Origin of the sequence: Blastococcus sp. TF02A-30, assembly GCF_003319185.1 — a bacterium.
Taxonomy (GTDB): Bacteria; Actinomycetota; Actinomycetes; order Mycobacteriales; family Geodermatophilaceae; genus Blastococcus.
The window spans coordinates 162,256-187,004 of record NZ_QOHJ01000004.1 but is presented as its reverse complement, the minus strand read 5'-3'; the positions used below and the strand labels follow the sequence as shown (position 1 = coordinate 187,004).

Here is a 24,749-nt window from a genome sequence, read left to right as displayed (position 1 = left end):
CGCCAGACGGCAACCGGGGGACCTCAGGCCGGCCGCGCCGCCAGGACCCGTGCTGCCTCCCGTTCCGCCTCGGTGTTGGCCACACCGGCCCGCGAGCCGGCCAGCTTCGCCCGGATGTGCTCGCCCACGGTGACCGGCGGGTACGCCGACGTCCCGTCGGCGTCCAGGCAGGTCGGCAACGTCTCGATGACGGCGTCGATGTTGCCGTCGTGGAAGAACGCCGCGGAGCGCCGGCGCTCGATGCACCCGTCGACGATCGGCGGCTTGACCCGGTGCAGGGTCGACATCCACCGCTCGTTGGTCCACCGCGCCATGAGGTCACCGAGGTTGATCAGCAACGCTCCGTCGGCGGGCATGACGTCGTGCCAGGCGCCGTCGCGGCCCAGGACCTGCAGGCCCCTGACCCGGTCGGCCCAGAGCACGGTGACGATGCCGTAGTCGGTGTGCTCTCCCATCCCGGTGAGGTCGCCGTCGAGCGTCACCTCGCCCGGGGGCAGGGCGTAGTTGTTCATCCGCAGCACGTCGAGGCTGTGGTCGGTGTACCGCTCGAAGAAGCCGGCGGGGAGCCCCAGCGCGTCGGCGAACATCGTCGTCAGGGTCCGTGCCACTCGGGCCGCCTCGTCGAAGTAGGCCGCCACCGCCTCGCGGAAGCCACCGGCCTCGTCGGGCCAGACGTTCTCGGCGTAGTCGACGGCGGGCAGGTCGACGCCCGGGTAGTCGCTGCGGGCCGCGCCGACGTTGAAGGCCTCGAAGAAGTCGTGCATCCGGTTGGAGGGCGCCAGTCCCAGGCTGAGGCTGAGCGACTCGGTCTTCGGCGGGCTGTAACCGCGGTTCACCTCCGGGGGCGTCCGGTAGGTCTTCTTCGCCTCCAGCGGCAGGTCGAAGAAGGAGTCCAGCGCCGCGGCGAAGGCGTCGGTGACCGCGCTCGGGATGCCGTGGCCGAGCACCTGGACGAAGCCGACGGTGCGGGCGGCCTCGTCGAACGCGCGCGCGGCGGCAGCCCGGTCCGCGGCGCTGCCGGAGGGGGCGACGTAGGCGGCGATGTCGACGGCGGGCACGGTGAACTCGGTCATCGGGTCTCCTCGGGGAGTGCGGGGGGAGGGGCGTCGGGGGTGGCGGCGAGGGCTGCGGCGGCCCGGCGGCGCAGCTCGGCCTTGCCGGTCTCGTCGAGCCAGCAGGCGTCGATGGCGTTGGTGGTGAAGGCGGCCAGCTGGTCGCGGCGGTAGCCCAGGGCGTGGGCGAGGACCCGGAGGTCGTGCGTCGCGTCGGTGCCGAACATCGGCGGGTCGTCGGAGTCGATCGTCACGCACAGCCCGGCGTCGACCATCTGCCGGATGCGCGCGTGGGTGCCGTCACCGCTGCCGGAGTAGCGGCCGATGTCGGAGCTCACCGGCGTGCAGGTGAAGGGGATCCGCTCCGCGACGCACCGGGCGGTGATCTCCGGGTCGTCGACGACGTGGTAGCCGTGGTCGACCCGGCTGCAACCGAGCTCGTCGAGCAGCGTGAGCACGTGCCGGGGCGGGCCGGATTCCGAGTGCGCCGTCCGCTGCAGGCCCGCGCGGGCGGCCAGCCGGTAGGCCTCGACGAACCGGCCGGGCGGGCCGTTGACCTCGGCGTAGTCCAGCCCGATGCCCACGACCTCGTCGACGCGGTGCTCGACGACCTGCTCGACCAGCTCGACGGCGGCCCCGCCGCTGCGCTCGCGGTTGATGCCGATGACGAGGCGGGCGTCGATGCCGGTGTCGGTGCGGGCGTCGCGCAGCCCGGCGAGGACGCCCTCCAGGATGCGCGGGTAGGGGACGCCCGGGTGCCCTGGCGGGCTGAGGTGCAGCTCCCGGTAGAGGACGCCGTGGTCGGTACCGCCGGCGGTGAGGGACTCGTACGTCACGCGGGAGAAGTCGTCGGCGTCCCGGATCACCGAGCCGACGACGTCGAGCACCCGCAGGAACTCGCCGAGGTCCTCGTAGCTGTCGTGGTCGTAGAGGTCCTCGGCGCCCCGCTCGAGCGGCACGCCGTGCTTGGCGGCGAGCTCGACGACGGTGCCGGGCGCCACCGTGCCGATGAGGTGGCAGTGCAGGCTCACCTTGGGCAGGGCCGCCACCATCGCGTCCACCGCCGGGTCGGCGGGCACGGGCCGGGAGTGCGGCGGGTAGCCGGGCGGGCGGCGGGCGGTGGCGATCATGCCCGGTCCGCCTGCCCGAACCGGCTGAGCACCGCCGCCTCGACGAGCTGGGCGAGGAGGTACAGCAGCAGCGACACCAGGGTGATCACGACGACCAGGGCCCAGACCTTGCCGATCTGCGACCGGGCCGCGGCGGAGACCACGGCGTACCCGACGCCCTTGCCGGTGGCCAGCCACTCGGCCAGCAGCGCGCCGGTCATCGAACCGGGAACGGCGATGCGCACGGACACGAACAACGCCGGCAGGGCCGACGGGAAGGCCACCTTCCGGAGCACGGTCATCGGGGAGCCGCCGTAGACCAGCACCAGGTCGCGCATCTGCTGGCTCACCGACCGCAGCCCGACGACGATGTTGACCAGGGCGGGGAAGAGCACGACGACCGCGCTCATCACGGCGACGATCACGTAGCCCCGGCCGACCAGCAGGATGAGCATCGGCGCCAGCGCGATCAGCGGGACGGTCTGCAGGATCAGCGCGACCGGCATGACGGCGCTCTCCGCGGCCCGGTACCGGACCACCACGGCGGCCAGCAGGACCGCGACCAGCATGCCGGCGGCGAACCCGATGCCCGCGTCCAGCAGCGTGCGCCCGAGCAGCCCGGCGATCTCGGTCCGCAGCTCGGCGGCGTCCTCGTCGACGAACAGGATGTCGACGACGTCCAGCGGCCCCTTGCCGACGTAGCTGGAGACGTCGAAGGCCCACAGGCCCACCACCCAGAGGGCGACGACCACGGCGAGGACCAGCACCATCGTGCCGACCGCCCGGAGAACGGCCCGCAGCAGCGGGTGGCGGCCCCGGGCCGGGGCGGCGGCGGGGGCGGGGACGAGCAGGTCGGCGCTCACGCGGCACCTCGCGACCACGGCGTGACGACCCGGCCGAGCAGGGCGAACGCGCCGTAGAACGCCCCGGCGACCAGGGCGCAGCCCAGGCCGATGGCCCAGGCGCCCTCGACGTCGACGTTCTGCTGGGCGATCTTGAGCGTGATCGCGACGCCGCGCTGCACGCCGCCGACGTACTCGCCGAGGATCGCCCCGAGGAAGGCCAGCGGCGCGGCCACGCGGAGCGCGGCCAGGACCGACGGCAGCGCCGCGACCAGCCGGACCTTGGTCAGCTGCCGCACCGGCCCGCCGCCGAAGACACGGACGACCTCCAGGCTGGCCGGGTCCGCCGAGCGCAGCCCGAGCACGGTGCCGACGACGGTGGTGAAGAAGACCGACAGCGCGGCGAGGGCGGTCGCGGTGCCGGCCCGCTGCCCCTCGTCGGGGTTGCCGATGACGATGAACAGCACCGGCGCGATCGCGACCAGCGGCACGCAGTAGGTGAGGACGGCGATCTGCATGACCAGCGGCTCCAGAGCCGGCACCAGCAGCGTCAGGGCGGCCAGCGCGACCGCCGCGACCGTGCCGTAGCCGAAGCCGACCGCGGCCTCCTGCAGGGTCATGCCGAAGTGGGTCGCGTAGAAGCCCCACCCCCGGTCGGCGGCGGCACCCACGACGCCGGCGGGGGAGGGGATGCGGGCGTCGGCGAGCAGGGTGAGGACGAGCAGCTCCCACACCGCGACCACGCCCAGCAGGCCGAGCGCGCCGAAGCCGACCGAGCGCAGCTGCTCCCGGCGGAGGACGGTGCTCACCCGGCCGCCGTCCCGCCGCCGAACAGCAGCTCGGAGGCGTGGTCGTGCAGGGCGTGGAACTCCGGCGTCCGCATCATCTCCGGGTGCCGGGGGCGGGGGAGGTCGACGTCGATGACCTCCACGATCCGGCCGGGCCGCGCGCTCATCACAGCGACCTGGTCGGACAGGAAGATCGCCTCGGAGATGCCGTGGGTGACCATCAGCGTGGTCGCGGGCTTCTCGGTCCAGATCCGGAGGAGCTCGACGTTCAGCCGCTGGCGGGTCATGTCGTCCAGGGCGCCGAACGGCTCGTCGAGCAGCAGCACCGACGGCTTGACCACCAGCGCGCGGGCGATGGAGACCCGCTGGCGCATGCCACCGGACAGCTGCGCGGGCTTGGCCTTCTCGAACCCGGACAGGCCCACGAGGTCGATCAGCTCGGCCACCAGGGCGGCGTCGGGCCGGGTGGCGGCGACCTCGAACGGCAGCCGGATGTTGGCCTCCACCGAGCGCCACGGCAGCAGCGCGGAGTCCTGGAAGGCGATGCCGAGGCCGTGCGCCTTGCGCAGCTGCGCCGGCGTCATGCCGTCGACCAGCGCGGTGCCGCCGGTCGGCTGCTCCAGGCCGGCGAGGATCCGCAGGATCGTGGACTTGCCGCACCCCGAGGGGCCCAGCAGCGAGGCGAAGCTGCCCTGGTCGGTGTGCAGGGTGGCGTCGGAGATGGCCCGCACCTGCTTGCGGCCGGAGCCGAAGGCCTTGGTCAGGCCCTGGAGGTGGATGCCGGTGCCCCCGGCCGGCCGCGGGGCGGCCGACCGGGGGGCCTCGGCCTCGGAGAGCGAGGTCACGATGGGGTTCCTGTCGGGATCGGGGGCGGGTCAGGCCGCGCTGGGCACCTCGACCAGCTCCGGCTTCTCCTCGAGCAGCTCCTCGAGGAGGGAGAGGTCGAAGAGGTCGTCGGCGTCGGTGAGGTCGATACCGGCGGCGGCGAGGGTGGCCAGGTTCTGCTCGATCAGCTCGTCGGTGATCGTGAGCAGGCCGTTGGCCTCCACGTCGGGGGTCACGATCAGGGTGCTCTGCACCTCCGCCTGCTCGACCTCCTTGGCCATGTCCAGGTCCAGGTCGGCGCCGTACTCCTCGACCGCGAGGCGAGCGCCCTCCTCCGGGTCGCGCAGGTAGTCCTGCCAGCCGAGGATCTCCGCCTCGAGGAACGCCTTCACCGTCTCCGGGTGCTCGGCGATCATCTCGTCGGTCGTGATGATGCTCTCGGCGACGAACGGCAGCCCGTTGTCGGCGAAGGGCAGGTTGGTCACCTCGTAACCGGCGTCCTGCACGGTGATCGACTCGTTGGTCAGGTAGGCCAGGAAGCCGTCGACCTCGCCGTCGATCAGCGGCGCGGGGTCGTACTCGACCGGCACCTTCTCCACCGACCCCGGGTCGATGCCGTTGACCTCGAGCAGCGCGTCGAACAGCGTCTCGTTGCCGCCGGCCTGGACGCCGATCCGCTTCCCGACCAGGTCCTGGGGTGTCGCGATGTTCCCGCCGTCGGCCAGCGACAGGATGGTGAACGGGTTCTTCTGGAACTTGGTGCCGACGATCTTGAGCGGCGCGTCCTCCTCCGCGATCACCTGGGCGGTGGCCACGGCGTTGCTCAGGCCGAAGTCGGCCTCGCCGCTGGCCACGAGCGTCTCGATCGGCCCGGGCCCGGGGTCCATGGTCACGTCGGAGAAGCCGGCCGCGGTGTAGTGCCCGTTGGTGTCGGCGAAGTACTCGCCGGCGAACTCGGCGTTCTTGATCCAGGACAGCTGCAGGGTCAGCGGGCCGAGGTCGCCGCCCTCGCCGGCGGCGGTCTCGGGCTCGTCCGAGCCGCCGCACGCCGTCAGGGCGAGGGCGGCCGCGGTGAGCGCTGCGGCGGTGCGCAGGGCGCGCTTCGTCATGGGCTTCTCCTGGTCGAAGGAAGGCTGTCGGTCCTCGGCGGCGGAGCGGTTCCCCGGCTCCGTCGTCGTCCGTGCGGACGCTAGGAGCGGCGGGTTTCGGCCCAGGTGGAGCGGCGTTTCGGCGGCGTAAAAGAAATCCCCGTCCCGCGCTGGAACGCTCGTTCCACGCGGTCAGTAGTCGACGCGCAGCGGGTTGTCCCGCCAGGCGGTGAACGGCGCGACCGCGGTGCCCAGTCGCAGCTCGTGCACCGCGGTGGGCCAGGACGGCGGTTCGGCGGCGAGCAGGTCGTAGAAGGCCCGGTCGTCGAACCCCCCCTCGGCCGCGTCGTGGCGGTTGGCCGCGAACACGACGCGGTCCAGCCGCGCCCACAGCGCGGAGGTCGCGCACATGGGGCACGGCTCGCAGGAGGTGTAGAGGGTGCAGCCCGCGAGGGAGAAGGTGCGAAGCTCCCGGCAGGCCGCCCGGATCGCGGTGACCTCGGCGTGCGCGGTGGGGTCCAGGTCGCGGGTGACCCGGTTGACCCCGCTGGCCACGACGGCGTCGCCGCGGACCACGAGCGCGCCGAACGGCCCGCCGCCCGCCGCCACGTTCGCGGTGGCCAGGTCGACGGCGTGCTGCAGCCACCTCTCGTCGATCGTGGACGTCACGGGGTGCCTCCTCGGGTGAGCCGCCAGATGCGGTCCCTGCTCATCGGCAGGGCGTGCGGGCGGACGCCGACGGCGTCGCGCACGGCGTTGGCGATCGCGGGCGCGACCGGGTTGTACGGGGCCTCGCTCATCGACTTCGCGCCGTGCGGACCGAGGGCGTCGACGGTGTCCGCGACCAGCACCCGGGTGGCCGGCACGTCGCCGAGCTGGGGTGTGCGGTAGGTCCGCAACCCGCGGGTGAGCACCGCGCCGTCCTCGACGACGACCTCTTCCTGCAGCGCGGACCCGAATGCCTGGGCGACCCCGCCCTCGACCTGGCCCCGCAGCTGCTCGGGGTTGAGCACCACCCCGGCGTCCACGGCCTGCACCGAGTCCAGGACCCGCAGTTCGCCGCTGGCCGGGTGCACCGCGACCCGCACGGCGTGCACGTTGAACGCCACCGAGCGCCGGCCGCCGTCGCTGGTGCCGGTCGCCACGAGCGGCCCCTCCAGCCCGCGCAGGGCGGCCGGGCCGCCGAGGTCGTCCAGCCGCCGCCGCACCTCCGCCACGGCGCGCTGCACGGCCAGGCCGGCGACCACCGAGCCGGTGGAGCCGAACGCTCCGGAGTCGTAGCCGGAGGTGGCGGTGTCGGAGGGGACCAGGCGGACCCGGTTGGGAGCGATGCCCAGCGCCTCGGCGACCAGCTGGGTGTGCACGGTGGCCGTGCCGTTGCCGAACTCCGCCGTGCCGACGGCGACGGTGGCGGTGCCGTCCGGCGCCAGCGCCACCCGCGCGGACGAGTGGTGCCCGCGCGGCGGGATCGTGGCGATCATCGCCAGCGCCATCCCCTCGCCGACCGCCCAGCCCTCCGCCGGCGGGTCCGCGGGCCGGGTCTGCCGCAGCGCCGACTCGGCCAGGTCCAGGCACTGGTCCAGGCCGTAGCTGCCGAACTCCAGGTCGGTGCTCGGGGGCCCGTTGACCACCAGCGGGTCGCCGGGGACCACGACGTTGCGGCGGCGCAGGTCGAACGGGGAGATGCCGGCCTCGACGGCCAGCTCGTCGAGCGCCGACTCGATGGCGAAGACCACCTGGCCCAGGCCGTAGCCGCGGAACGCGCCGCTGGGCGGGTTGTTGGTGTAGACCGCTTCGGCGTCGACCCGCTTGGCCGGGCAGCGGTAGACGGCGACCGACTCGTGGACGCCGTGGAACATGACGCCGGGCCCGTGGTTGCCGTAGGCCCCGGTGTCGCTGAGCACCTCGACGCGCAGCGCGGTGAGCCGGCCCTCGGCGTCGGCGCCGGCCTCCACGGTGACCCGCATGGGGTGGCGCAGCGGGATCGCGGTGAACTGCTCCTCGCGGGTCATCTCCAGCTGCACCGGCCGCCGGTCCCCGCGCTCGGCCAGCCGCAGCGCGGCCAGCGCGACGACGTCCTCGACCAGCAGCTCCTGCTTCCCGCCGAACCCGCCGCCGACCCGCGCCGCGACCACCCGCACCCGGTCGCGGTCGCGGCCGAGGACCCGGGCCAGCTCGTCGCGGACGAGGAAGGGCACCTGGGTGCTGGTGCGGACGACGAGGACGCCGTCGTCGTCGACCCGTGCCCGGGCGCCGTGCGTCTCCAGGGCGGCGTGCGCGACCCGGCCGCTGGTCCACGTGCCCCGCACGGTGTGCGCCGCTGCGCGCAGGCCGGCCGCGACGTCGCCGACCTCGCCGTGCGTGGCGGCGACGACGTTGCGCTGGGGATCGGCGATCCGCGAGGCGGCCGGGTCCTTGTCGCCGTGCAGCAGCGGGGCGCCGGGCGCCCGCGCCGCCTCGGGGTCGAAGACCGCCGGCAGCCGTTCGTAGCGGACCTCGACCAGGGCGGCGGCCCGCTGCGCGAGGGCGGCCGACTCGGCGACCACCGCCGCCACCCGCTGGCCCCGGAAGCGCACGACGTGGTCGAGCAGCCGGGTGTCGTCGGGGTCGTCGAGCCGGCTCTCGTGCCGGGCCGTCGAGTAGAGGACGTCGGGGGAGTCGGCGGGGGTGAGCACCAGCACGACGCCGGGCACCGCCTCGGCGCGGCCGGCGTCGACCGCCACCACCCGGGCGTGCGCGTGCGGCGACCGGACCAGGGCCACGTGCAGCACCCCGGCGTCGGGCAGGTCGAGGGTGAACTCCTCCCGGCCGGTGACCACCCGCGGGCCGGCCGGCGCGGCGACCGAGCACCCGACGCCACCGGCGGCCGTCACGTTCACCCGGCCCTCGAGGGCGTCCCGGATGGACCGGTAGCCGGTGCAGCGGCACAGGTTGCCCTTGAAGGCACGCTCGGGTTCCTCGACCGCGACGGTGCCGTCCGGGCCGGCCAGCGCCGTCGCCGTCACCACCCAGCCGGGCGTGCAGAACCCGCACTGGAAGGCGGCCGCCTCGACGAACCGGCGCTGCACGGGGGAGAGCTCCGCGGGCGTGCCGAGCCCCGCCGCCGTCGTCACCTCCCGGCCGCCGGCGCGGGCCGCCGGGGTGATGCAGGAGTGCACCGGCGCGCCGTCGAGCAGCACGGTGCACGCGCCGCAGTCGCCGGTGTCGCAGCCCTTCTTCACCGCCGTCCCCCCGCACTCGCGGATCCAGGTGCGCAGGCACTGCCCGGGCGCCGGCGAGCCGGGCACCTCGCTGCCGTCGAGGATCACGGGACCACCTCTCCCAGCTCGGCGTGCACCTCGGCTGCCAGCCGCACCGTCTGCGCGGCCCGCCAGTCCGCGGCGCCGTGCGGGTCGGCGAACCACCCCGTCGCGCCGCAGGCGTCGGCCACCGCGTCGCGGACCGCGGCGCCGGTCGCGGTGGGCGGGAGCGCCAGCACCACCGGCCGGGGCACCGACGCGGTCACGGTGAGGACGACCGCGTCCGGATCGCGGCGGCCGATCACCAGCGCCGCGCTGCGGCCGTGGTCGGTGAGCGCGGCGCGGCGGAACGCCGTCGGCCGGCGCAGCGCCGGCCCGGGCAGCTCGACCGCGCGGAGGACCTCTCCAGGTCGGAGGTCCACGACGCCGGCGTCGCGCACGAAGCCGGGAACGGGCACCCGTCGCTCCCCGCCGTCCGGCGTCCAGAGGACCACCTCGCCGGCCAGCGCGGCGGTGAGCGCCACCATGGCGCCCGCCGGGAGGCCCAGGCAGAGGTTGCCGCCCAGCGTCGCGGCCGACTGCACCTTGAAGGACATCAGCAGCGCGTCGGCGCACCGTCCCGCCAGTGCCGGGTCGGGCCACGGCGCGGACCGGGCCTGCTGCACGGTGCAGGTGGCGGCCATCCGCAGGCCGCCGTCGGGCAGCGGCTCCCAGGCCTTCCAGGCCATCGCGGTGAGGTCGACCAGGCCGGTGACGGCCGGTTGCGGTTCGGAGAACAGCCACGTCCCGCCGGCCAGCAGCCGCTCGCCCGGGCGCAGCCGCAGGCCGTCCCGGTCCCGCGCACCGCGGTAGGTCTCCACCCAGGCCAGGTCCACTACTCCACCTCGCCCAGGCGGGAGTAGGTGGCGCTGATCGCCGAGATGCGGTCGCGGCCGGCCCGGCCCACGCGGGACAGGACGCCGTCGGCCAGGACGGCGACCACGCTCATCGCGGCGGCGTAGGAGTCGTAGGCGAGCGTGCCCTGCACCGGGCAGGGCAACCACACCCGCGCGGCGCCGGAGTGCCCGGCGGCGGTGGGATCACCGAGGAGCACGACGTCAGCGCCGGTCGCGGCGGCCGTGGCGAGGAACCCGGCGAAGCCGGCAGGGCGGCGGCGGAAGCCGACGGCCACGACGGCGTCGCCGCGACCCAGATCGGCCAGCTCCTCACCCACCACCTGCCCGGGCACCGGCGCCAGGTGCACCCGCGGCCGGGCCTGCACGAGCTGCTCGCGGAGGTGCAGGGCCACGGGATGGCTGTTGCGCCAGCCGACGACCAGCACCTGCCGGGCGTCGGCCAGCACGGCGACGGCATCGGCGACGGCGGGCTCCAGCACCGCGGCCGAGACGGCGGCCGCTTCGGAGCCGGCGTGCGCGGCCAGGTCGGGGGGTCCACCGGCCCGTCGCGGCTCGCCGGCCGTGCGCAGCGAGCGGAGGTGGTCGCGGACCTCGTCGAAGTCGCTGAACCCCAACGAGCGGAACAGCCGGCTCATCGTCGCCTTGGAGACGCCGGACAGGGCGGCGAGCTCGGCGGCGCGGTAGGTGGCGAGGTCGTCGAGGTGCTCCAGCAGGGTCTCGGCGGCGCGCCGCTCCTGCGAGGTCAGCGCGGGGTGGCACCGGGCGATCCGCTCGTCGATCCGCAGCCCCGTCACCTCCGGGCCTCCACGACGGCGGCCACCCGCAGCACCGCGGCCTCGAAGGCGTCCAGCCCACGGGCGACGTCGACCTCGCGGACGTCCTCGTCAGGGGAGTGGCTGATCCCGTCGGCGCAGCGGAGGAACAGCATGCCGACGTCGGTCACCGCCGCCATCGCCATGGCGTCGTGCCCCGCCCTGCTCCACAGCCCCAGCGGCTCCTGGGCGCCGCGGTCGTCGGTAGCGCCGATCCCGGCGATCACCGCCTCCTGCAGCCACGGGGCGCAGGGGACGGCGGGCGCCCGGTGCGTCTCCACGACCTCCAGGCCCAGCCCTCGGCGCGCGCAGATCGCGGCGACCTCGGCGTGCAGCACGTCCCACATCCGGTCGCGCTCGGTGTCGGTGGCGGCGCGCAGGTCGAGGGTGAGGTCGGCCCGGCCGGGCACGACGTTCACCGCGCCCGGGTGGACCTCCAGCCGGCCGACGGTGGCGATGCAGTCGCCCGCGCGGGCGATCCGCTCCACGGCCACGACCGCCTCGGCCGCGCCGACCAGCGCGTCGCGGCGCCGCTCGTACGGGGTGCCGCCGGCGTGCCGCGCCTCGCCCAGGACGGACAGCCGGAACCGCCGCGCGCCGGCGATGGCGGTGACGTAGCCCAGCGAGCGGTCGGCGGCCTCCAGGCAGGGGCCCTGCTCGATGTGCGCCTCCAGGTAGCCGACCAGCTCCCCGGGCCGGCGGGCCGCCTCGCCCACCCGCGCCGGGTCGAGGCCGAAGTCGCGGAACGCCTGGCGGAGGGGAACCCCCCCGGCGTCGCGCAGGTCCTCCCACGCGGGGTCCCAGGTGCCGGCGACCGCCTGGCTGCCGAGCAACGCCGTACCGAAGCGGGCACCCTCCTCGTCGCCGAACCCGACCACCTCGAGGGCGAAGGGCAGATCGGTGTCGCGCAGCCGCTCGGCCACCGCCACGGCCATGACCACGCCGAGCATCCCGTCGTAGCTGCCGGCGTCCGGGACGGTGTCCAGGTGCGAGCCCAGCACCAGCGCCGGCAGCCCGGGGGTCCGGCCTTCGCGGCGGCCCCACTGGTTGCCCGCCGCGTCCTGCCACGGGGTCAGCCCGGCGGCCGCCATCCACGAGGCGGCGCGCCGGTTGGCGGCCGCGTGCTCAGGGGTGAGGTGCACGCGCACCAGGTGGTCGGGGCTGGCGGACAACCGGTCGAGCTCGGCGCAGCGGGCCAGGACGTCGGCGGCGCTGGTGGTGGCGGTGGTCATGCGGCGTACACCTCGCGCGCGGCGCCGACGCCGCCGCCGGCGGGCACGGCTGCCCCGCAGCCGCGCAGCACTTGCTCGAGGGCCGCGAGCGTGGTGAGGACGGCGTCGCGACGGGCGTTGTAGCCCATCGTGCCGATCCGCCAGACCCGCCCGTGCAGCGGACCGAACGAGGTGCCGATCTCGATGCCGAAGTCGTCGAGCAGGGCCGCGCGCACGGTGTCGGCGACGACGCCGTCCGGGACGTGCACGGCGACGACGTTGCTCATCCTGTGCGCGGGGTCGCCGAACACCTCCAGGCCGAGGCCGCGGACGCCGGCGACCATCGCCCGCCCGTGCAGCTCGTGCCGGGCGATCGCGGCGTCGAGGCCCTCCTCGACCAGCAGCCGCGCGCACTCGCGGGCGGCGTAGAGCATCGAGCTCGCCTCGGTGTGGTGGTTGAGCCGGCGCGGGCCCCAGTACGCCATGACCTGGGCGAGGTCGAGGTAGTTGCTGGCGATGCGGGTGCCGCGGTCGGTGTCGCCGTCGTCGCGGATGCCGGCCTCGACGTGGGTGCGGGCCTCGATCAGCTCCACAGCCCGTGGGGAGAGCGTGATCGGCGCGCTGCCCGGCGGGCCGCCGAGGCACTTCTGCAGGCCGGCCGTGGCGACGTCGATCCCCCAGGCGTCGGCCTCGAAGGGGTTCCCGCCGAGCGACGCGGTGGCGTCGCAGTAGAGCAGCACCCCGTGCCGGCGGCAGATCTCGCCGAGGTCGGCCAGCGGCTGGCACATCGTGGTGGAGGTGTCGCCCTGGACCACGGCCAGCAGCTTGGGCCGGACGCGCAGCACCGCCTCCTCGACCACCTCCGGCGGCACGACCTGCCCCCACGGCACCTCGACGGTGTGCACCTCGGCGCCGCAGCGCTCGGCGATCTCGCGCAGCAGGGCCCCGAACCGGCCGAACACCGGCACGAGCACCCGGTCGCCGGGCTCCAGCAGGGAGACCAGGGCCGCCTCGATCCCGGCCCGGGAGGTGCCGTCGACGAGGAAGGTCTGCTCGTTGGCCGTGCGGAACACCTCGCGGTACAGCGCCATCGTGCCGGTCATCGCCTCGGTCATGAACGGGTCGAACTGGCCCACCAGCTGGGCGGACATCGCGCGCAGCACCCGCGGGTCGACCGTGATGGGGCCGGGGCCCATGAGCAGCCGGGGCGGGACGTCGAGGCCGGCGGTGTCGTCCATCAGGCACTCCTCCTCAGCTGCGCGCCCCAGCCGTGGTCGGGGCGGTCGGGGTCGACGGCGCGGCCGCGCACGAGGGCGCGGGTCACGCGGCCGGGGAAGGTCGACCCGTCGTAGGCCGAGATGGGGTTCCGGTGCGCCAGCCGGGCGGCGTCCACGGCGGTCTCCCCGGCGGTGTCGTAGACGACCAGGTCGGCGTCGGCACCGACGGCGATGCGACCTTTGTGCCCGAAGCCGACGAGGTCGGCGGTCGCCCGGGACATCCAGCCGCTGACCGTCGCGACGTCGATGCCGCGCCGGGCGGCCTCCGCGGCGACGGCGGCGAACCCCACCTGCAGCCCCGACACCCCGCCCCAGGCCTGCTGCAGGTCGCCGCCGCCCCGCGTCTTCTCCTCCGCGGTCGCGGGGGAGTGGTCGCTGACGACGCAGTCGACGACACCCTCGGCCAGCGCGGCCCACAGCTCGTCGCGGTTGCCGGCGTCGCGGATCGGCGGGCAGCACTTGAACTCCGCGGCGGCGTCCGGTACCTGCTCGGCGGTGAAGACCAGGTAGTGGGGGCAGGTCTCGACGGTGACCGGCAGACCCTCGTCCCGGGCGTCGCGCAGCAGCGGCAGGGCGCGGGCGCTGGACAGGTGCAGCACGTGCACGCGGGCACCGGTCTCCCGGGCGCCGTCGATCACCTGCCGGATCGCGCGGGTCTCGGCCTCGTCGGGGCGGCTGAGCAGGAAGTCGGCGTACGCGCGGCTCGGCCGTGCCGGCGCGGCCGCGAGCACGTCGGCGTCCTCGGCGTGCACGACGACCAGCCCGCCGAAGCCGCCGACGGTGCGCAGCGCCCGGAGGAAGCCGTCGGGGTCCAGCGGGGGGAACTCGTCGACGCCGCTGGGGGAGAGGAAGCACTTGAAGCCGAGCACACCGGCGTCCCACAGGGGTTCGAGGTCGCCCTCGTTGCCGGGGACCGCCCCACCCCAGAACCCGACGTCGACCGCCAGCCGGCCACGGGCGGCCTCCTGCTTGCGCCGCAGGTGCGCGACCGTCGTCGTCGGCGGGACCGAGTTCAGCGGCATGTCGACCAGCGTCGTGACGCCGCCCAGCGCGGCGGCCAGCGTCGCGGTGGCGAAGCCCTCCCAGTGCGTGCGGCCCGGCTCGTTGACGTGCACGTGGGTGTCGACGACGCCGGGCAGCAGGTACGCGGTGCCCGGCACGTCGGCCGGACCGTCGCCGTCGTAGGGCCCGATCGCGGTGATCCGGCCGTCCGCGACGTGCACCGTGGCCGGGCGGACGGTGCCGTCGACCAGGACCCGGCGGGCCCGGACGGTCGTGGTCGCGGTCAGGCCGGCGCTCATGCGAACGCCGGCACGGCGGTCCAGGCCCGCGGCTCGTCGGGGACGCCGGCGCGCTGGATCGTGGCCTGGATCAGCCCGTAGGGCCGGTCGGCGGCCAGGAAGACCTCGCCGCCGTTGGTCAGCCCGAACGGCGCGAGGTCGACCTCGAAGTGGTGCTTGTTCGGGCAGCTGATCCGGATCTCGGCCAGCTCGGGGACCGCGTCCAGCGCGGCGCCGCCCATGGCGTGGATGGTCTGCTGCAGCGCCAGGCTGTGCGTCCCGGCGAAGGCGTCGACGAGCGCGGCGCGGACCGCGGAGTGCGCGGCGTCCCAGTCCGCCGGTGCGGCCGCGTACCGCCACCAGGCCGTGACGCTGGTCGCGAGGATCCGGTCCGTGGTCTCGGCCAGCGTCGTCCAGCGGTCCCGCGGGAAGCCCGAGAACTCGCTGCCGGTGCTCTTGAGCACGGTCAGCCCGGAGAGCCCGCCGAGCACGAACGTCTCCGCGCCGTCGGTCTGCACGACGGCGGTGCGCACCTCGCCGCCGGTGCGGGCGAAGGAGTGACCGGCCCCCGGCGTGCCGGCGCCGATGCGCTCCCAGGAGTGCTGCTGGGCGGCCATCTGGGTGCCGGTGACCCACGGCTGGGCACGCCAGTGCCCGGCCAGGACGAGCAGGAAGGCCTCCGGCGAGCCGACGCCGTGCTCCTTGGCCAGCGCGTAGACGGTGTTCTTCTGCGTGTCCGTGGCGTGCACGTGGGCGTTGTCGCCCTCGGTGTAGGCCGCGTCGAAGTCCCCGCGCAGCTGGGTGGTGACGGTCAGGTCGGCGAGGGCGTGCTCCGGTGTGCTCCGCTCGACGCGGACCAGGCGGCACTCCGCCTTGCCGTACTGGTGCGGACCGAGGACGTGCTCGCTGCTCATCAGGACCCCCGGTAGGTGGTGTAGGAGAACGGGCTGAGCAGCAGCGCGACGTGGTGGTGCCGGTCGTCGGCCACCACGAAGGGGACGGTCACCGAGGGGAAGAACGTGGCCCGCTGCTGCGCGGCGAACCACGGCCCGGTCGCGAACCGGAGCTCGTGCTCGCCACGGGGCAGGTCGACGTCGAGCCGGACGCGGCCGTCGGCGTCGGTGGTGCCGGCGGCCGTGCTGCCGTCGGGCAGGGCGAGGACGACGTCCACGCCGGCGGCGGGCCGGCCGAGGACGGCGTCCAGGACGTGCGTGCTGAACGAGCTCACGCGCTGACCAGCCCTTCCAGGCGCAGCAGCGCGATCTCGGCCAGCTGGGACCGGGTGACACCGCGCTCGGTGGCGGGGTCGTTGGCCAGGCGCTGCTCGAGCAGGTCCAGCAGCTCGGGGCCGCTGCGCCCGGCGGCGCGGACGAGGTAGATGTGCCCGAACCGCTCCTCGTAGCGCCGGTTGCCCTCCGCGAGGCGGCGGCGCAGCCCGGTGTCGGCCTGGTCCAGGCCGGCCTGCTCGCGCTCGGACAGCGCGGCGGTGGCCCCGGGTCCGGTCGGCCGCTCGCCGATCCGGGGGTGGTCGGCCAGCGCGGCCGCCACCTCGGCCTCCGACCACGTGCCGGCCAGCTCCCGCGCGCTGCTGCGCAGCTCGTCGACGTCGGCGAAGGGCCGTCGGGCCACGAGGGCGGCCGCGAACGAGGGGATGTCGGCGCACCGTCGCAGGAGTGCCGCGGCCTCCTCGGCTGCGAGCGCGTTGAACTCGGAGAGCACCACGGGCCGAACGTAGGAAACCGCGGTTTCAGCCGCGTTGCGTCCGTTTCAGGTTTGCGTGTCCTCGGCGAGGGCGAGCAGGTCCCGGTCGCGGCCGGCCGCCGCGACCAGGCAGACCCCGGCCGGCAACCCGGCGGCCGTCGTGGTGGGGATGCTGACCGCCGGCAGGCCCGCCAGCCCGGCGAGGCAGGTCAGCCGCATGGTGGCGGTGCGGTCCTCGAGGGTGCTGCCGGTGGCGGTGGGTGGCGCGACCGACGGGGCGCTCGGCAGCACGAGGATCCGGTCGCCGACCACGTCGCGCACCTGATCCGCGGCCCGGTCCAGCACCGCGCGCGCGCGGCCGGCCGTGTCGGCGTCGACCCCCGCCGCGTGCCGGAACCGCGAGCGCACGTCCGGGCCCAGCACGTCCAGCCGGCCGTCGAGCCAACCACCGTGCGCCTGCCAGGCCTGGAATGCCTGCCACGTCTGGAAGGCGGCGCGCCACTCGTCGAGCTCGGGGAGGCGCACGTCGAGCTCCGTCGCGCCGGCCGCGGCCAGCCACCCGCGCAGGGCCTGCGCCACGTCGGGCTCGGCCAGGCGGAGCAGGTCCGGCACCTGGACCAGCCGGTCGGTGCCGCCGGGGGAGCCGGGTGGGAGGAGCTCGTCGCCGACCGACCGGAGCAGATCCGCGGACCGGGTCACCCAGCCCACCGCGTCGAAGTCCGGCGCCAGCGGCACCAGGCCGGTCCGGTCGACCGCGCCGTGGGTGGTGCGGATGCCGAAGAGCCCCTGGTAGGCGGCCGGCACGCGGATGGAGCCGCCGGTGTCGGTGCCCAGGCCGATGGAGGCGTGGCCCAGGCCCACCGCGCTGGCGCTGCCGTTCGAGGAGCCTCCGGGGACACGGTGCTCCGCCCGCGCGTTCGGCGGCGTGCCGTAGTGCGGGTTGGTGCCGGCCAGCGAGTAGGCCAGCTCGTCGGTGCGCGCGATGCCGCGCACCGAGGCGCCCGCGTCCAGCAACCGGCCGACGGCGGCGGCGTGCTGCGGCTCCGGGGCGGCCTGGGCCAGCCACGCCGGGTTGCCGGCGCCGACGGGGTGCCCGGCGACGGCGTACAGGTCCTTGACGGCGACGTTCTGCCCGGTCAGCGGCCCCTCTCCCGTGGGCGGGACGAGCGGGTCGCCGACGACTCGCCAGATCCGCGTGTCCAGTGCCGGGGGCGGCACCGAGACGTGGGCCGCGGTGACCTGCCAGCCCCCGTGCTCGGCCACCGCGGGGGACCGCGCCCAGAGCTGCGTCTGCAGCCCCCGGCCGCCGCGGGCCAGGTCGGTGACCGCGACGACGAGGGCGTGGTCGGCGTCGACCACCTGGACGTGGAGCTGCGCGATGGTGCGCCGCGGCGCACCGCCGCGTCCGGCGCGGAAGGCGGCGATCTCGTCGTGCCCGACCAGGACGCCGTCGGCGTCGGCGCGCAGCGTCGCCGGCCCCGGCGCGAACAACCGGTCGAGGACGGCGACGTCGTCGGCCATCAGAGCGGTCTCGTAGGCGGCGACCGCGTCGAGCAGCCCGGGCGGCGTGGCGGGGCGGCTCACGCGAAGTCCGCCTTCCGGATCGTGGCGTGCACTCCCTTGACGACGTCGACCACCTGGCTGATCCGGAAGTCGGTCGCAGCGGAGAGGTAGGCGTAGGCCAGCCGCCGGTCCATCCCGAACCGGGCCTGCAGGAGCGCGATCGCGGCGCGCACGCAGTTCTGCACGGCGGTGTCGAGGTCCTCGTCCAACCCCGTGGGGACGAGGAGCTCCGTGGTCTCGGCGAGCGGACCGGCGAGCTCGCCGAACCGCTGCAGCGCCTCCTCGCGGGCGACCACGTCCAGCCGGACCGTGGCCCGCAGGCTGCCCTCCATGGCGGTGAGGCTGACCTCGCCGTCGCCCTGCGCGAAGTGCGGATCGCCGACGTAGGCGAGGGCGCCGTCGACCTGCACCGGCAGGTACAGCGTGCTCCCGGCCGTCAGCAGGGAGATGTCCAGGTTGCCGCCGTGCGGGCCCGGCGGCACCGAGTGCGGCCGCTGGGCGCCGGGGACGGCCACGCCCATGATCCCCAGGAAGGGGCGCAGCGGGAACCGCACGGTGCGCTCGCCGCCGTCGACGAGCGGGAGGAGACCGTGCGTGCCGTCGCCGTCCACGCCCGCGAAGGCGCTGAACAGCGGCATGCCCTCGCCCGGGTACTCGCCGGGCAGCGCGCCGCGGCCGTGCCGGTTGGAGATGACGCCGTACGGCACCCGTGGCGTGGCGTCGAGGAGGGTGATCGCCAGCAGGTCGCCGACGCGGGCCCCGTCGACGGCGATCGGCCGGGTGACGACGTGCGGCCCGTCGACGCCGAAGCGATGCGGGTCGTCGCTCTTGGCCAGGGCGACGGCGTCCTCGAGCACCTCGGTGACGCCGTGCCGGCCGAACCAGGTCACGGGGTCGCGACCCTGGTCCTCCAGGATCCCCTCGTGGCTCACGGTGTCGACGGTGACCTCGGAGCCGGCGGCGACGGTGAGCAGCGGGGAGTCCGCCGCGCAGGGCAGCCGGCCCCACAGCACCGCGTCCGGGGTGGCGGGGAGGTACGTACCGGCGGGGATCGGGCCGCTCCCAGGCTGGAGCACGGGTGGGATCACCGGCGGGAAGCTACGGAACCGAGGTTTCAGCCGTGTTCCGCGCTGCGGCGGACCGGCACGTCTGTGACCTCCGTCCCGTTGCACGCCGTCTCGGCGGCGGTGTGCGACGAGGAGCACACCCGGCGAAGTGCGTGATGCCCCGTCGGGAAATGTCCGGGCTACAACGGCGCAACATGCGCCCCCGAACATCGGCGCATGCCAAATGCGTCGCAGCCCTCGCCCCTTCTCCGTCGATCCGTCAGCGCCCTCGCGTCACTCGCCCTGGTGGCGGCGACGGCGGCGTGCACGTCGACGGGCGCCAGCACGGACACCAGCGGGGACGGCAGCGGGGAAGCGCAGGTCGTCACGGTGGGCACCTTGCGGGGCCAGCCGCACTTCTACGCGCCGTACCTGTACGCGGAGCACGCCGAAGGCGATGTCGAGTTCGAGGTGGTCGCGCTCGAGACGGCGCCGGCGCTCAACGACGCGCTCGCCAGCGGCTCGGTGGACTTCGCGGTCGGCAGCATCACGGCGTCGATCGCCGGCGCTGCCACCGGCCGGGACGTGCGCATCGTCGCCGCCGCCGCAGACGGCGGCAGCGGCATCATCGGCGGCCCGGGCATCGAGTCCGTGCGGGACCTGGTCGGCAAGCGCATGGGGTACCTCGAGTCCAGCTCCCAGCTGGTCGGCCTGCGGCTCATCCTCGAGCGCGAGGGCGTGGACGTCGATGACGTGGAGCTGGTGTCCCTCAGCGCGCCGGAGTTCTTCAACGCGTTCAGCACCGGCCAGATCGACGCCTTCGCCGCACCCGAGATCGGCGTGTCCCTCGCGCTGGGCGCCGGCGGGCATGCGATCGCCGACCCGTACTCGACCGAGATCGGCCGGCTCAACATCGCCCTGCTCACCACCGGCGCGATGATCGAGGAGGACCCCGACCTCGTGCAGGCCGTGGTGGACACCCACGCCGCGACCACCGCCTACATGGCCGACAACCAGGACGAGTGGCTCCCGGAGATGATCGAGGAGTACGGCGGCGACCAGGCTGTCCTCGAGAGCGCGCTGGAGAACTTCTGGCTCCGCGCCGACCTCTCGCCGACCTACGAGGAGCAGATCGGCAACCTCGCCGCCCAGATGGCCCGCCTCGGCATGATCGCGCAGGCTCCGGCGCTCGAGGACGTCGTGGACGCGTCCTTCGCGTCGCGCGACGAGCCCGCAGGGTCGTGACGTCCCCGACCAGCGGCCGGTCGGCCGCGGCGGGCCGGGCAGCACTGGGTTTCGGCGTCCTGGTCGGCATCGTCGGCCTGTGGCACCTCGGGGTGCGCGGTCAGTGGGTGCTCGTCTTCGACATCAAGATGGGCTTCCTGCCCGAGCCCGTCGAGGTCGCTCGCCTGCTCTGGGACTTCGCGTTCGGCGGGGTCTTCGACGACGCGTTCAGCGGCACCCTGTGGCAGCACCTGTGGGCCAGCACCGGCCGCGTGCTCGCCGGCTTCGGCCTGGCGGCGGCGCTGGCGATCCCGTTGGGCGTGCTGATGGGCCGCTACCGGCTGGTGCACGCGGCGTTCGACCCTGCGGTGAACCTGTTCCGCCCCATCCCGGCGACCGCATGGGTGCCCCTCGTCCTGCTGATCATCGGGTTCGGCAGCCAGGCGACGATCTTCCTGATCACGCTCTCGGCCTTCTTCCCGATCCTGCTCAACACCGTGGGGGCGGTTCGGGAGGTGCCGCCCCGGTTGGTCGAGGCGGCGCAGATGCTCGGCACCTCGCGGGCCAACGTGCTGCTCAAGGTGATCGTCCCCGCGTCGACCCCCGGCATCGTCAGCGGGCTGCGGATCGGCCTCGGCCTCGCCTGGGTGATCCTCGTGCTCGGCGAGAGCAACGGCATCGAGTGGGGCCTGGGCAGCATGATCACCCTGGCCCGCGAACAGGTCCGCACCGACCGCGTCGTCGTGGGGATGATCGTGATCGGGCTCGCCGGCTTCCTCTCCGACCGCATCCTGGTACACGGCCTCAAGGGCATCTTCCGTCGTCGTCCCCTGGTGAGGTCCACGTGAGCGCGCCCGACCTGTCCCGTCTCACCCGCCACACCGAGGGTGGCCGGGTGCTCGTCGACGACCTCGGCAAGAGGTACGGCGGGGCCGGGGGAGTGGACGCGGTGGCCGGGGTGTCCCTCGACATCGCGCCGGGGGAGTTCGTCGCCGTCGTCGGCGCGAGCGGCTGCGGGAAGAGCACCCTGCTCCGGATCCTGGCCGGCTTCGAGGCGCCCACCCGGGGGAGGGTCGAGGTGGGCGGCCGGCCCGTCACGGGCCCCGGCCCGGACCGGGGGGTGGTGTTCCAGGACTACGGGCTGTTCCCCTGGCTGACGGTGGCCGAGAACGTCCGGTTCGGGCTGCGGCAGCGGGGGACGCCCCGCCGCAGGGCGGGGCAGATCGCCGATGCGTTCATCGAGGTCGTGGGCCTGACCCGCTTCGCCGACCGGTTCCCGGGAGAGCTCTCGGGCGGTATGCAGCAGCGCGTGGCCATCGCTCGGGTGCTCGCCAACGACCCGGCGGTGCTGCTGATGGACGAGCCGTTCGGTGCCCTCGACGCGCTCACGAGGACGCAGATGCAGCACGAGCTGCGCCGGCTCTACCGCGAGGCCGGTACCACCGTCGTCTTCGTGACCCACTCCATCGAGGAGGCGGTGTACCTCGCCGATCGGGTCGTGGTGATGACCGGCGGCGCCGCCAAGGGGGTGCCCGGGCACATCAGCGACGTCGTCCCGGTGCTGCTGGGGGAGGACCGGGACGTGAACGCGGCCGATTTCAACGCCCTCGAGCGCCAGATCTCCGAACGGGTCCACGCCGGCTGACCGGCTCAGCCCGGACACGACGGGCCCTCCGAGAGCCGGGACCCTCCCCCAGGGGGAGGGTCCCGTGCTTGACACTCCCGTCCCGAGAGGCCGCACGGTCGGTGCATGAGCGGACGGACGAGAGCGCAGCCCGGGCGGCTGGACGGGCGGAGGGCGCTCGTCACCGGCGGGTCGAAGGGATCGGGCAAGGCCGTGGCCGAACGGCTTCGCGATCTGGGCGCCGACGTCTACGTGACGGCCCGGACGATGCCCGACGGGTACGAGTTCCCGGACCGCTTCATCGCGTCCGACACCTCCACTGCCGAGGGCACAGCGCTCGTCGCCTCGCGCCTCGAGGAGGCGGGGGGCGTCGACATCCTCGTGCACGTCGTGGGAGGCGCGTCGACGCCGTCCGGAGGATTCCGCAAGATCACGGACGAGCAGTGGATGATCGAGCTCAACCTCAACTTCCTGGGGGCCGTGCGGCTCGATCGGGCGCTGCTGCCCGCGATGATCCGGTCCGGGTACGGCGTCGTCCTCCACTTCACGTCCATCCAGCGGCAGCTGCCGCAGTACGACGCATCTCTCGCGTACGCGGCCGCCAAGGCCGCGTTGCGCACCTACAGCAAGGGGCTGGCGAACGAACTCGCGCCGCACGGCGTGCGGGTCAACGCGATCAGTCCTGGTGGGATCGAGACCGAGGCCTACGAGCGGTTCGTGGACCGCATCGCCGAAGGGAACGGCCTGAGCCGGGAGGGGGCGAAGGAGAAGATCCTCGAGTCCCTCGGCGGAGTACCGCTCGGCCGTTTCGCGAGAACGGAGGAGATCGCCGAACTCGCGGCCTTCCTGGTGTCCGACCAGGCGTCGGCGATCGTGGGTGCGGAGTACGTGATCGACGGCGGCACCGTCCCGACGATCTAGACCGCCGAGCATCGACCGCCGGACGTCGTCGGAGGGAGAGGAACTGCCGTGGGAGCCATGGACGAGCTGATCAGCCCGGTCGTCGTCGCACGGCTGCGGGCCGCGTTGGAAGCGGTCGCGCCCACCAGCGACTTCGCCGCTCTGGTCCGGGCGGAAGGTGCGGTGCGGGGTGCCCGGCTCCGGCAGCGGGTGGACGTCGTCCGCGATGCTCTCCTCGACGACGTCCCGGCGGGGTTCGCCGCCGCCGAGCGCCTGGTGCTCGACGTGCTGGAGGAGCCGCGGTTCGACGGGTGGATGATCTGGCCTACCACGGAGTTCATCGCCGCACGAGCACTCGACAGCGGGTCGACGCGGGACTTCGACGCCGCCATGGCACTCCTGGCCGGCTCACCGTGGGGCTGACGGGTGAGTTCGCCGTGCGCCACCTGCTGAACGCGCGACCCGAGCGCGGTCTGCGCATCATGCGGACCTGGACGGCGCACGACAGCGAGCACGTGCGGCGACTGGCCACCGAAGGGTCCCGCGCGTACCTGCCCTGGGCCAGACGGGTGCCGTGGCTGCTCGCCCATCCCCGGGCGACACGAAGCATCCTCGACGCCACCTACCGCGACCCGGCGGAGTACGTGCGGCGCTCGGTCGCCAACCACCTCAACGACCTCAGTCGCGTCGATCCCTCCGTCGTCACGGAAGCCGCCGCCGCGTGGGCCGGCGACCCGGACGCCACCACCCCCTGGCTGCTCCGGCACGGCCTGAGGACCCTGATCAAGCGGGCCGATCCCACCGCGCTGGCGCTCGTGGGGTTCACCGGGGACAGGCTGCACGTAGGCCGACCGCGCATCCCCGCGGATGTCGTTCCCTGGAGCGGGGACCTCACGTTCACGGCCGTCGTCACGAACGACGGGGAGACGGACGCGACCGTGGCGATCGACTACTCCATCGGATTCCGACGCGCCAACGGGTCGGTGAGCGCGAAGACCTTCAAGCTCGGGTCACGACACATCGCCGCCGGCGGCAGCACCGTCGTCACGAAGACCCACTCCTTCCGCCCCATCACCACCCGGACCTACTACCCGGGGGCGCACTCCGTCACCGTGCAGGCGAACGGGGTCCTCTCCCCACCGCGGGAGTTCGTCCTGGGAAGGGCGCCCGCGGACGAGGACGGTGACGACGACGCCCGCCGAGAGCGACGAGCGCTCCAGGGGACACCCGGTCCACGACGGCAGCAGGGGGCGACATCGTGAACGACGTGGCCGAGCGGGTCCTGCGCATCGTGTCCTCGATTCCCAGCGGGCACGTGATGACCTACGGCGATGTCGCGGAGGCGGCCGGGACGGGGGCGCGCGCCGTCGGGCAGGTCCTGCGCAGCGGCGGTCACGACGTGCCGTGGTGGCGCGTCGTCGATGCGATGGGGCGGCCGGTCAGGGGCGCGGCCCAGGAGGCACTCGCGCAGTTCCTCGAGGAATCCACTGCGTTGCTGGACCCCGGCGAGGACGTGCGCGTTGACCTCGCGCGGGCGTCGTGGACCCCCACGACGCCGTGAGCGGTCCCTGACGTGGGCCGCGACGTCTTCCGCGACCACTTCGTGGTGTCCGAGGGGGGACTTGTGTCCTCTACGTGGGGAAGGTTCCCCGTGGTCGTGTTCTCCACGGTGGACACCTCCTGTGCGGAGGACTGTAGAGGCGGCGGGCCGTCAGTCGCGAGGCAGCTTCCACCCCCACTGCCAGGGCCAGAGGAACCGGCGGCCGTGGTGGGCCAGCTCGTCGTAGGGGAACGCGGCCACCCGCTCGTAGGCGCCTGCGAAGGCGGCTTCGTAGTCAGCTCGGTCGAAGGTGAGCGCCTGGGCGAGGTGCTCCACCGGCCGGGGTTCGACGATGCCGTCCTCCCACAGGAGGTCCGACCAGGTGACCTCGGCAGCTCCCACGTCGAGGGCCGCGGTGAGCGCTCCGCAGCCGAGGTCACCGTCCACGGCGCAGACCAGGAGTGGGATGCGGCCTGGTGCGAGGAACTCGCCCGGACGCCGGCCGAGGAACGTCGCCACGGCGTCCGGTACCCCGGGCAGCCACGGCCGGTTCAGCTCGGTCACGAGCTCCGGCCCCGGCGTTGCGGTGACCTGCCTCAGCGACTGGCCACTGACCACGAGGTCGAGGAAGTGCGACTCGGGGTGACGCGTGATGTTGCCGTCGTGGAACACCCGGGTCACGACGGCGGGCTCGAGTCGCAGCGTCGCGCGTGCCTCAGTCACGGCCGCAGT

The 24,749-nt window shown here is 74.5% G+C and carries 26 protein-coding genes; 7 read left to right on the top strand and 19 right to left on the bottom strand.

What is annotated here, in order from left to right:
• Positions 1–23 precede the first annotated feature (23 nt).
• From DQ241_RS10565 to DQ241_RS10480, 18 genes are all read right to left on the bottom strand, one after another.
• A complete protein-coding gene (locus DQ241_RS10565; RefSeq protein ID WP_113830141.1) occupies positions 24–1,073 on the bottom strand; it encodes an isopenicillin N synthase family oxygenase in 1,050 nt (349 codons plus the stop codon).
• Positions 1,070–2,182 (bottom strand): adenosine deaminase, encoded by a 1,113-nt coding sequence (add, locus tag DQ241_RS10560; RefSeq protein WP_113830140.1) that lies wholly within the window; start codon positions 2,180–2,182, stop codon positions 1,070–1,072. Before add ends, DQ241_RS10565 begins: the two co-directional genes overlap by 4 nt.
• Positions 2,179–3,024 carry an ABC transporter permease gene (locus DQ241_RS10555; RefSeq protein ID WP_199584374.1) on the bottom strand — a complete coding sequence of 282 codons (846 nt, stop codon included), beginning with the start codon at positions 3,022–3,024 and terminating at the stop codon, positions 2,179–2,181. Before DQ241_RS10555 ends, add begins: the two co-directional genes overlap by 4 nt.
• A complete protein-coding gene (locus DQ241_RS10550) occupies positions 3,021–3,812 on the bottom strand; it encodes an ABC transporter permease (RefSeq protein WP_113830139.1) in 792 nt (263 codons plus the stop codon). The genes DQ241_RS10555 and DQ241_RS10550 overlap by 4 nt, the downstream gene beginning before the upstream one ends.
• Positions 3,809–4,636 carry an ABC transporter ATP-binding protein gene (locus tag DQ241_RS10545; protein ID WP_199584372.1) on the bottom strand — a complete coding sequence of 276 codons (828 nt, stop codon included), beginning with the start codon at positions 4,634–4,636 and terminating at the stop codon, positions 3,809–3,811. Before DQ241_RS10545 ends, DQ241_RS10550 begins: the two co-directional genes overlap by 4 nt.
• A 30-nt stretch (positions 4,637–4,666) precedes the next feature.
• The gene (locus DQ241_RS10540; RefSeq protein WP_113830137.1) at positions 4,667–5,725 is read right to left on the bottom strand and encodes an ABC transporter substrate-binding protein; all 1,059 of its coding nucleotides are present in this window, start codon (positions 5,723–5,725) and stop codon (positions 4,667–4,669) included.
• 171 nt (positions 5,726–5,896) lie between these two features.
• Entirely contained in the window at positions 5,897–6,373 is a 477-nt protein-coding gene (locus tag DQ241_RS10535; protein ID WP_113830136.1) for a nucleoside deaminase, read from the bottom strand.
• Positions 6,370–9,012 carry a molybdopterin-dependent oxidoreductase gene (locus DQ241_RS10530; RefSeq protein ID WP_113830135.1) on the bottom strand — a complete coding sequence of 881 codons (2,643 nt, stop codon included), beginning with the start codon at positions 9,010–9,012 and terminating at the stop codon, positions 6,370–6,372. Before DQ241_RS10530 ends, DQ241_RS10535 begins: the two co-directional genes overlap by 4 nt.
• Positions 9,009–9,818: an FAD binding domain-containing protein gene (locus tag DQ241_RS10525; protein WP_113830134.1), complete on the bottom strand. Its 810-nt coding sequence runs from the start codon at positions 9,816–9,818 to the stop codon at positions 9,009–9,011. The genes DQ241_RS10530 and DQ241_RS10525 overlap by 4 nt, the downstream gene beginning before the upstream one ends.
• On the bottom strand, positions 9,818–10,633 hold the full coding sequence (locus DQ241_RS10520; protein WP_199584370.1) for a MurR/RpiR family transcriptional regulator: 816 nt from the start codon (positions 10,631–10,633) through the stop codon (positions 9,818–9,820). Before DQ241_RS10520 ends, DQ241_RS10525 begins: the two co-directional genes overlap by 1 nt.
• Positions 10,630–11,883: an allantoate amidohydrolase gene (locus DQ241_RS10515; protein ID WP_113830133.1), complete on the bottom strand. Its 1,254-nt coding sequence runs from the start codon at positions 11,881–11,883 to the stop codon at positions 10,630–10,632. The genes DQ241_RS10520 and DQ241_RS10515 overlap by 4 nt, the downstream gene beginning before the upstream one ends.
• Positions 11,880–13,100 (bottom strand): alanine--glyoxylate aminotransferase family protein, encoded by a 1,221-nt coding sequence (locus DQ241_RS10510; RefSeq protein WP_113830132.1) that lies wholly within the window; start codon positions 13,098–13,100, stop codon positions 11,880–11,882. Before DQ241_RS10510 ends, DQ241_RS10515 begins: the two co-directional genes overlap by 4 nt.
• Positions 13,100–14,440: an allantoinase AllB gene (gene allB, locus DQ241_RS10505; protein WP_113830131.1), complete on the bottom strand. Its 1,341-nt coding sequence runs from the start codon at positions 14,438–14,440 to the stop codon at positions 13,100–13,102. Before allB ends, DQ241_RS10510 begins: the two co-directional genes overlap by 1 nt.
• Complete coding sequence (gene pucL, locus DQ241_RS10500) at positions 14,437–15,333, bottom strand: factor-independent urate hydroxylase (protein ID WP_113830130.1); 897 nt, start codon at positions 15,331–15,333, stop codon at positions 14,437–14,439. The genes allB and pucL overlap by 4 nt, the downstream gene beginning before the upstream one ends.
• Positions 15,333–15,647 (bottom strand): hydroxyisourate hydrolase, encoded by a 315-nt coding sequence (uraH, locus tag DQ241_RS10495; RefSeq protein ID WP_113830129.1) that lies wholly within the window; start codon positions 15,645–15,647, stop codon positions 15,333–15,335. Before uraH ends, pucL begins: the two co-directional genes overlap by 1 nt.
• The gene (gene uraD / locus DQ241_RS10490; RefSeq protein ID WP_113830128.1) at positions 15,644–16,141 is read right to left on the bottom strand and encodes a 2-oxo-4-hydroxy-4-carboxy-5-ureidoimidazoline decarboxylase; all 498 of its coding nucleotides are present in this window, start codon (positions 16,139–16,141) and stop codon (positions 15,644–15,646) included. Before uraD ends, uraH begins: the two co-directional genes overlap by 4 nt.
• A gap of 45 nt (positions 16,142–16,186) precedes the next feature.
• Positions 16,187–17,704: an AtzH-like domain-containing protein gene (locus tag DQ241_RS10485; RefSeq protein WP_199584368.1), complete on the bottom strand. Its 1,518-nt coding sequence runs from the start codon at positions 17,702–17,704 to the stop codon at positions 16,187–16,189.
• Positions 17,701–18,771 (bottom strand): acetamidase/formamidase family protein, encoded by a 1,071-nt coding sequence (locus DQ241_RS10480; protein ID WP_199584366.1) that lies wholly within the window; start codon positions 18,769–18,771, stop codon positions 17,701–17,703. The genes DQ241_RS10485 and DQ241_RS10480 overlap by 4 nt, the downstream gene beginning before the upstream one ends.
• Positions 18,772–19,119: 348 nt before the next feature.
• On the opposite strand from DQ241_RS10480, the gene DQ241_RS10475 reads away from it, so the two are divergent.
• The 7 genes from DQ241_RS10475 to DQ241_RS10445 all read left to right on the top strand — a co-directional run bounded on the left by DQ241_RS10475 (position 19,120) and on the right by DQ241_RS10445 (position 24,038).
• Positions 19,120–19,974, top strand: a complete 855-nt coding sequence (locus DQ241_RS10475) for an ABC transporter substrate-binding protein (RefSeq protein WP_158545909.1) — start codon at positions 19,120–19,122, stop codon at positions 19,972–19,974.
• On the top strand, positions 19,971–20,801 hold the full coding sequence (locus tag DQ241_RS10470) for an ABC transporter permease (RefSeq protein ID WP_233492362.1): 831 nt from the start codon (positions 19,971–19,973) through the stop codon (positions 20,799–20,801). The genes DQ241_RS10475 and DQ241_RS10470 overlap by 4 nt, the downstream gene beginning before the upstream one ends.
• Positions 20,798–21,598 carry an ABC transporter ATP-binding protein gene (locus DQ241_RS10465; RefSeq protein ID WP_233492361.1) on the top strand — a complete coding sequence of 267 codons (801 nt, stop codon included), beginning with the start codon at positions 20,798–20,800 and terminating at the stop codon, positions 21,596–21,598. Before DQ241_RS10470 ends, DQ241_RS10465 begins: the two co-directional genes overlap by 4 nt.
• A gap of 105 nt (positions 21,599–21,703) precedes the next feature.
• Complete coding sequence (locus tag DQ241_RS10460; RefSeq protein WP_113830125.1) at positions 21,704–22,498, top strand: SDR family oxidoreductase; 795 nt, start codon at positions 21,704–21,706, stop codon at positions 22,496–22,498.
• A gap of 48 nt (positions 22,499–22,546) precedes the next feature.
• Complete coding sequence (locus tag DQ241_RS10455) at positions 22,547–22,900, top strand: hypothetical protein (protein ID WP_147252359.1); 354 nt, start codon at positions 22,547–22,549, stop codon at positions 22,898–22,900.
• A 14-nt stretch (positions 22,901–22,914) separates the two neighbouring features.
• The gene (locus DQ241_RS10450) at positions 22,915–23,739 is read left to right on the top strand and encodes a DNA alkylation repair protein (RefSeq protein ID WP_147252358.1); all 825 of its coding nucleotides are present in this window, start codon (positions 22,915–22,917) and stop codon (positions 23,737–23,739) included.
• A 5-nt stretch (positions 23,740–23,744) separates the two neighbouring features.
• Positions 23,745–24,038, top strand: a complete 294-nt coding sequence (locus DQ241_RS10445; protein ID WP_199584364.1) for an MGMT family protein — start codon at positions 23,745–23,747, stop codon at positions 24,036–24,038.
• A 150-nt stretch (positions 24,039–24,188) separates the two neighbouring features.
• On the opposite strand, the gene DQ241_RS10440 is transcribed toward DQ241_RS10445, so the two are convergent.
• On the bottom strand, positions 24,189–24,740 hold the full coding sequence (locus DQ241_RS10440; protein ID WP_147252357.1) for a hypothetical protein: 552 nt from the start codon (positions 24,738–24,740) through the stop codon (positions 24,189–24,191).
• Positions 24,741–24,749 lie beyond the last annotated feature (9 nt).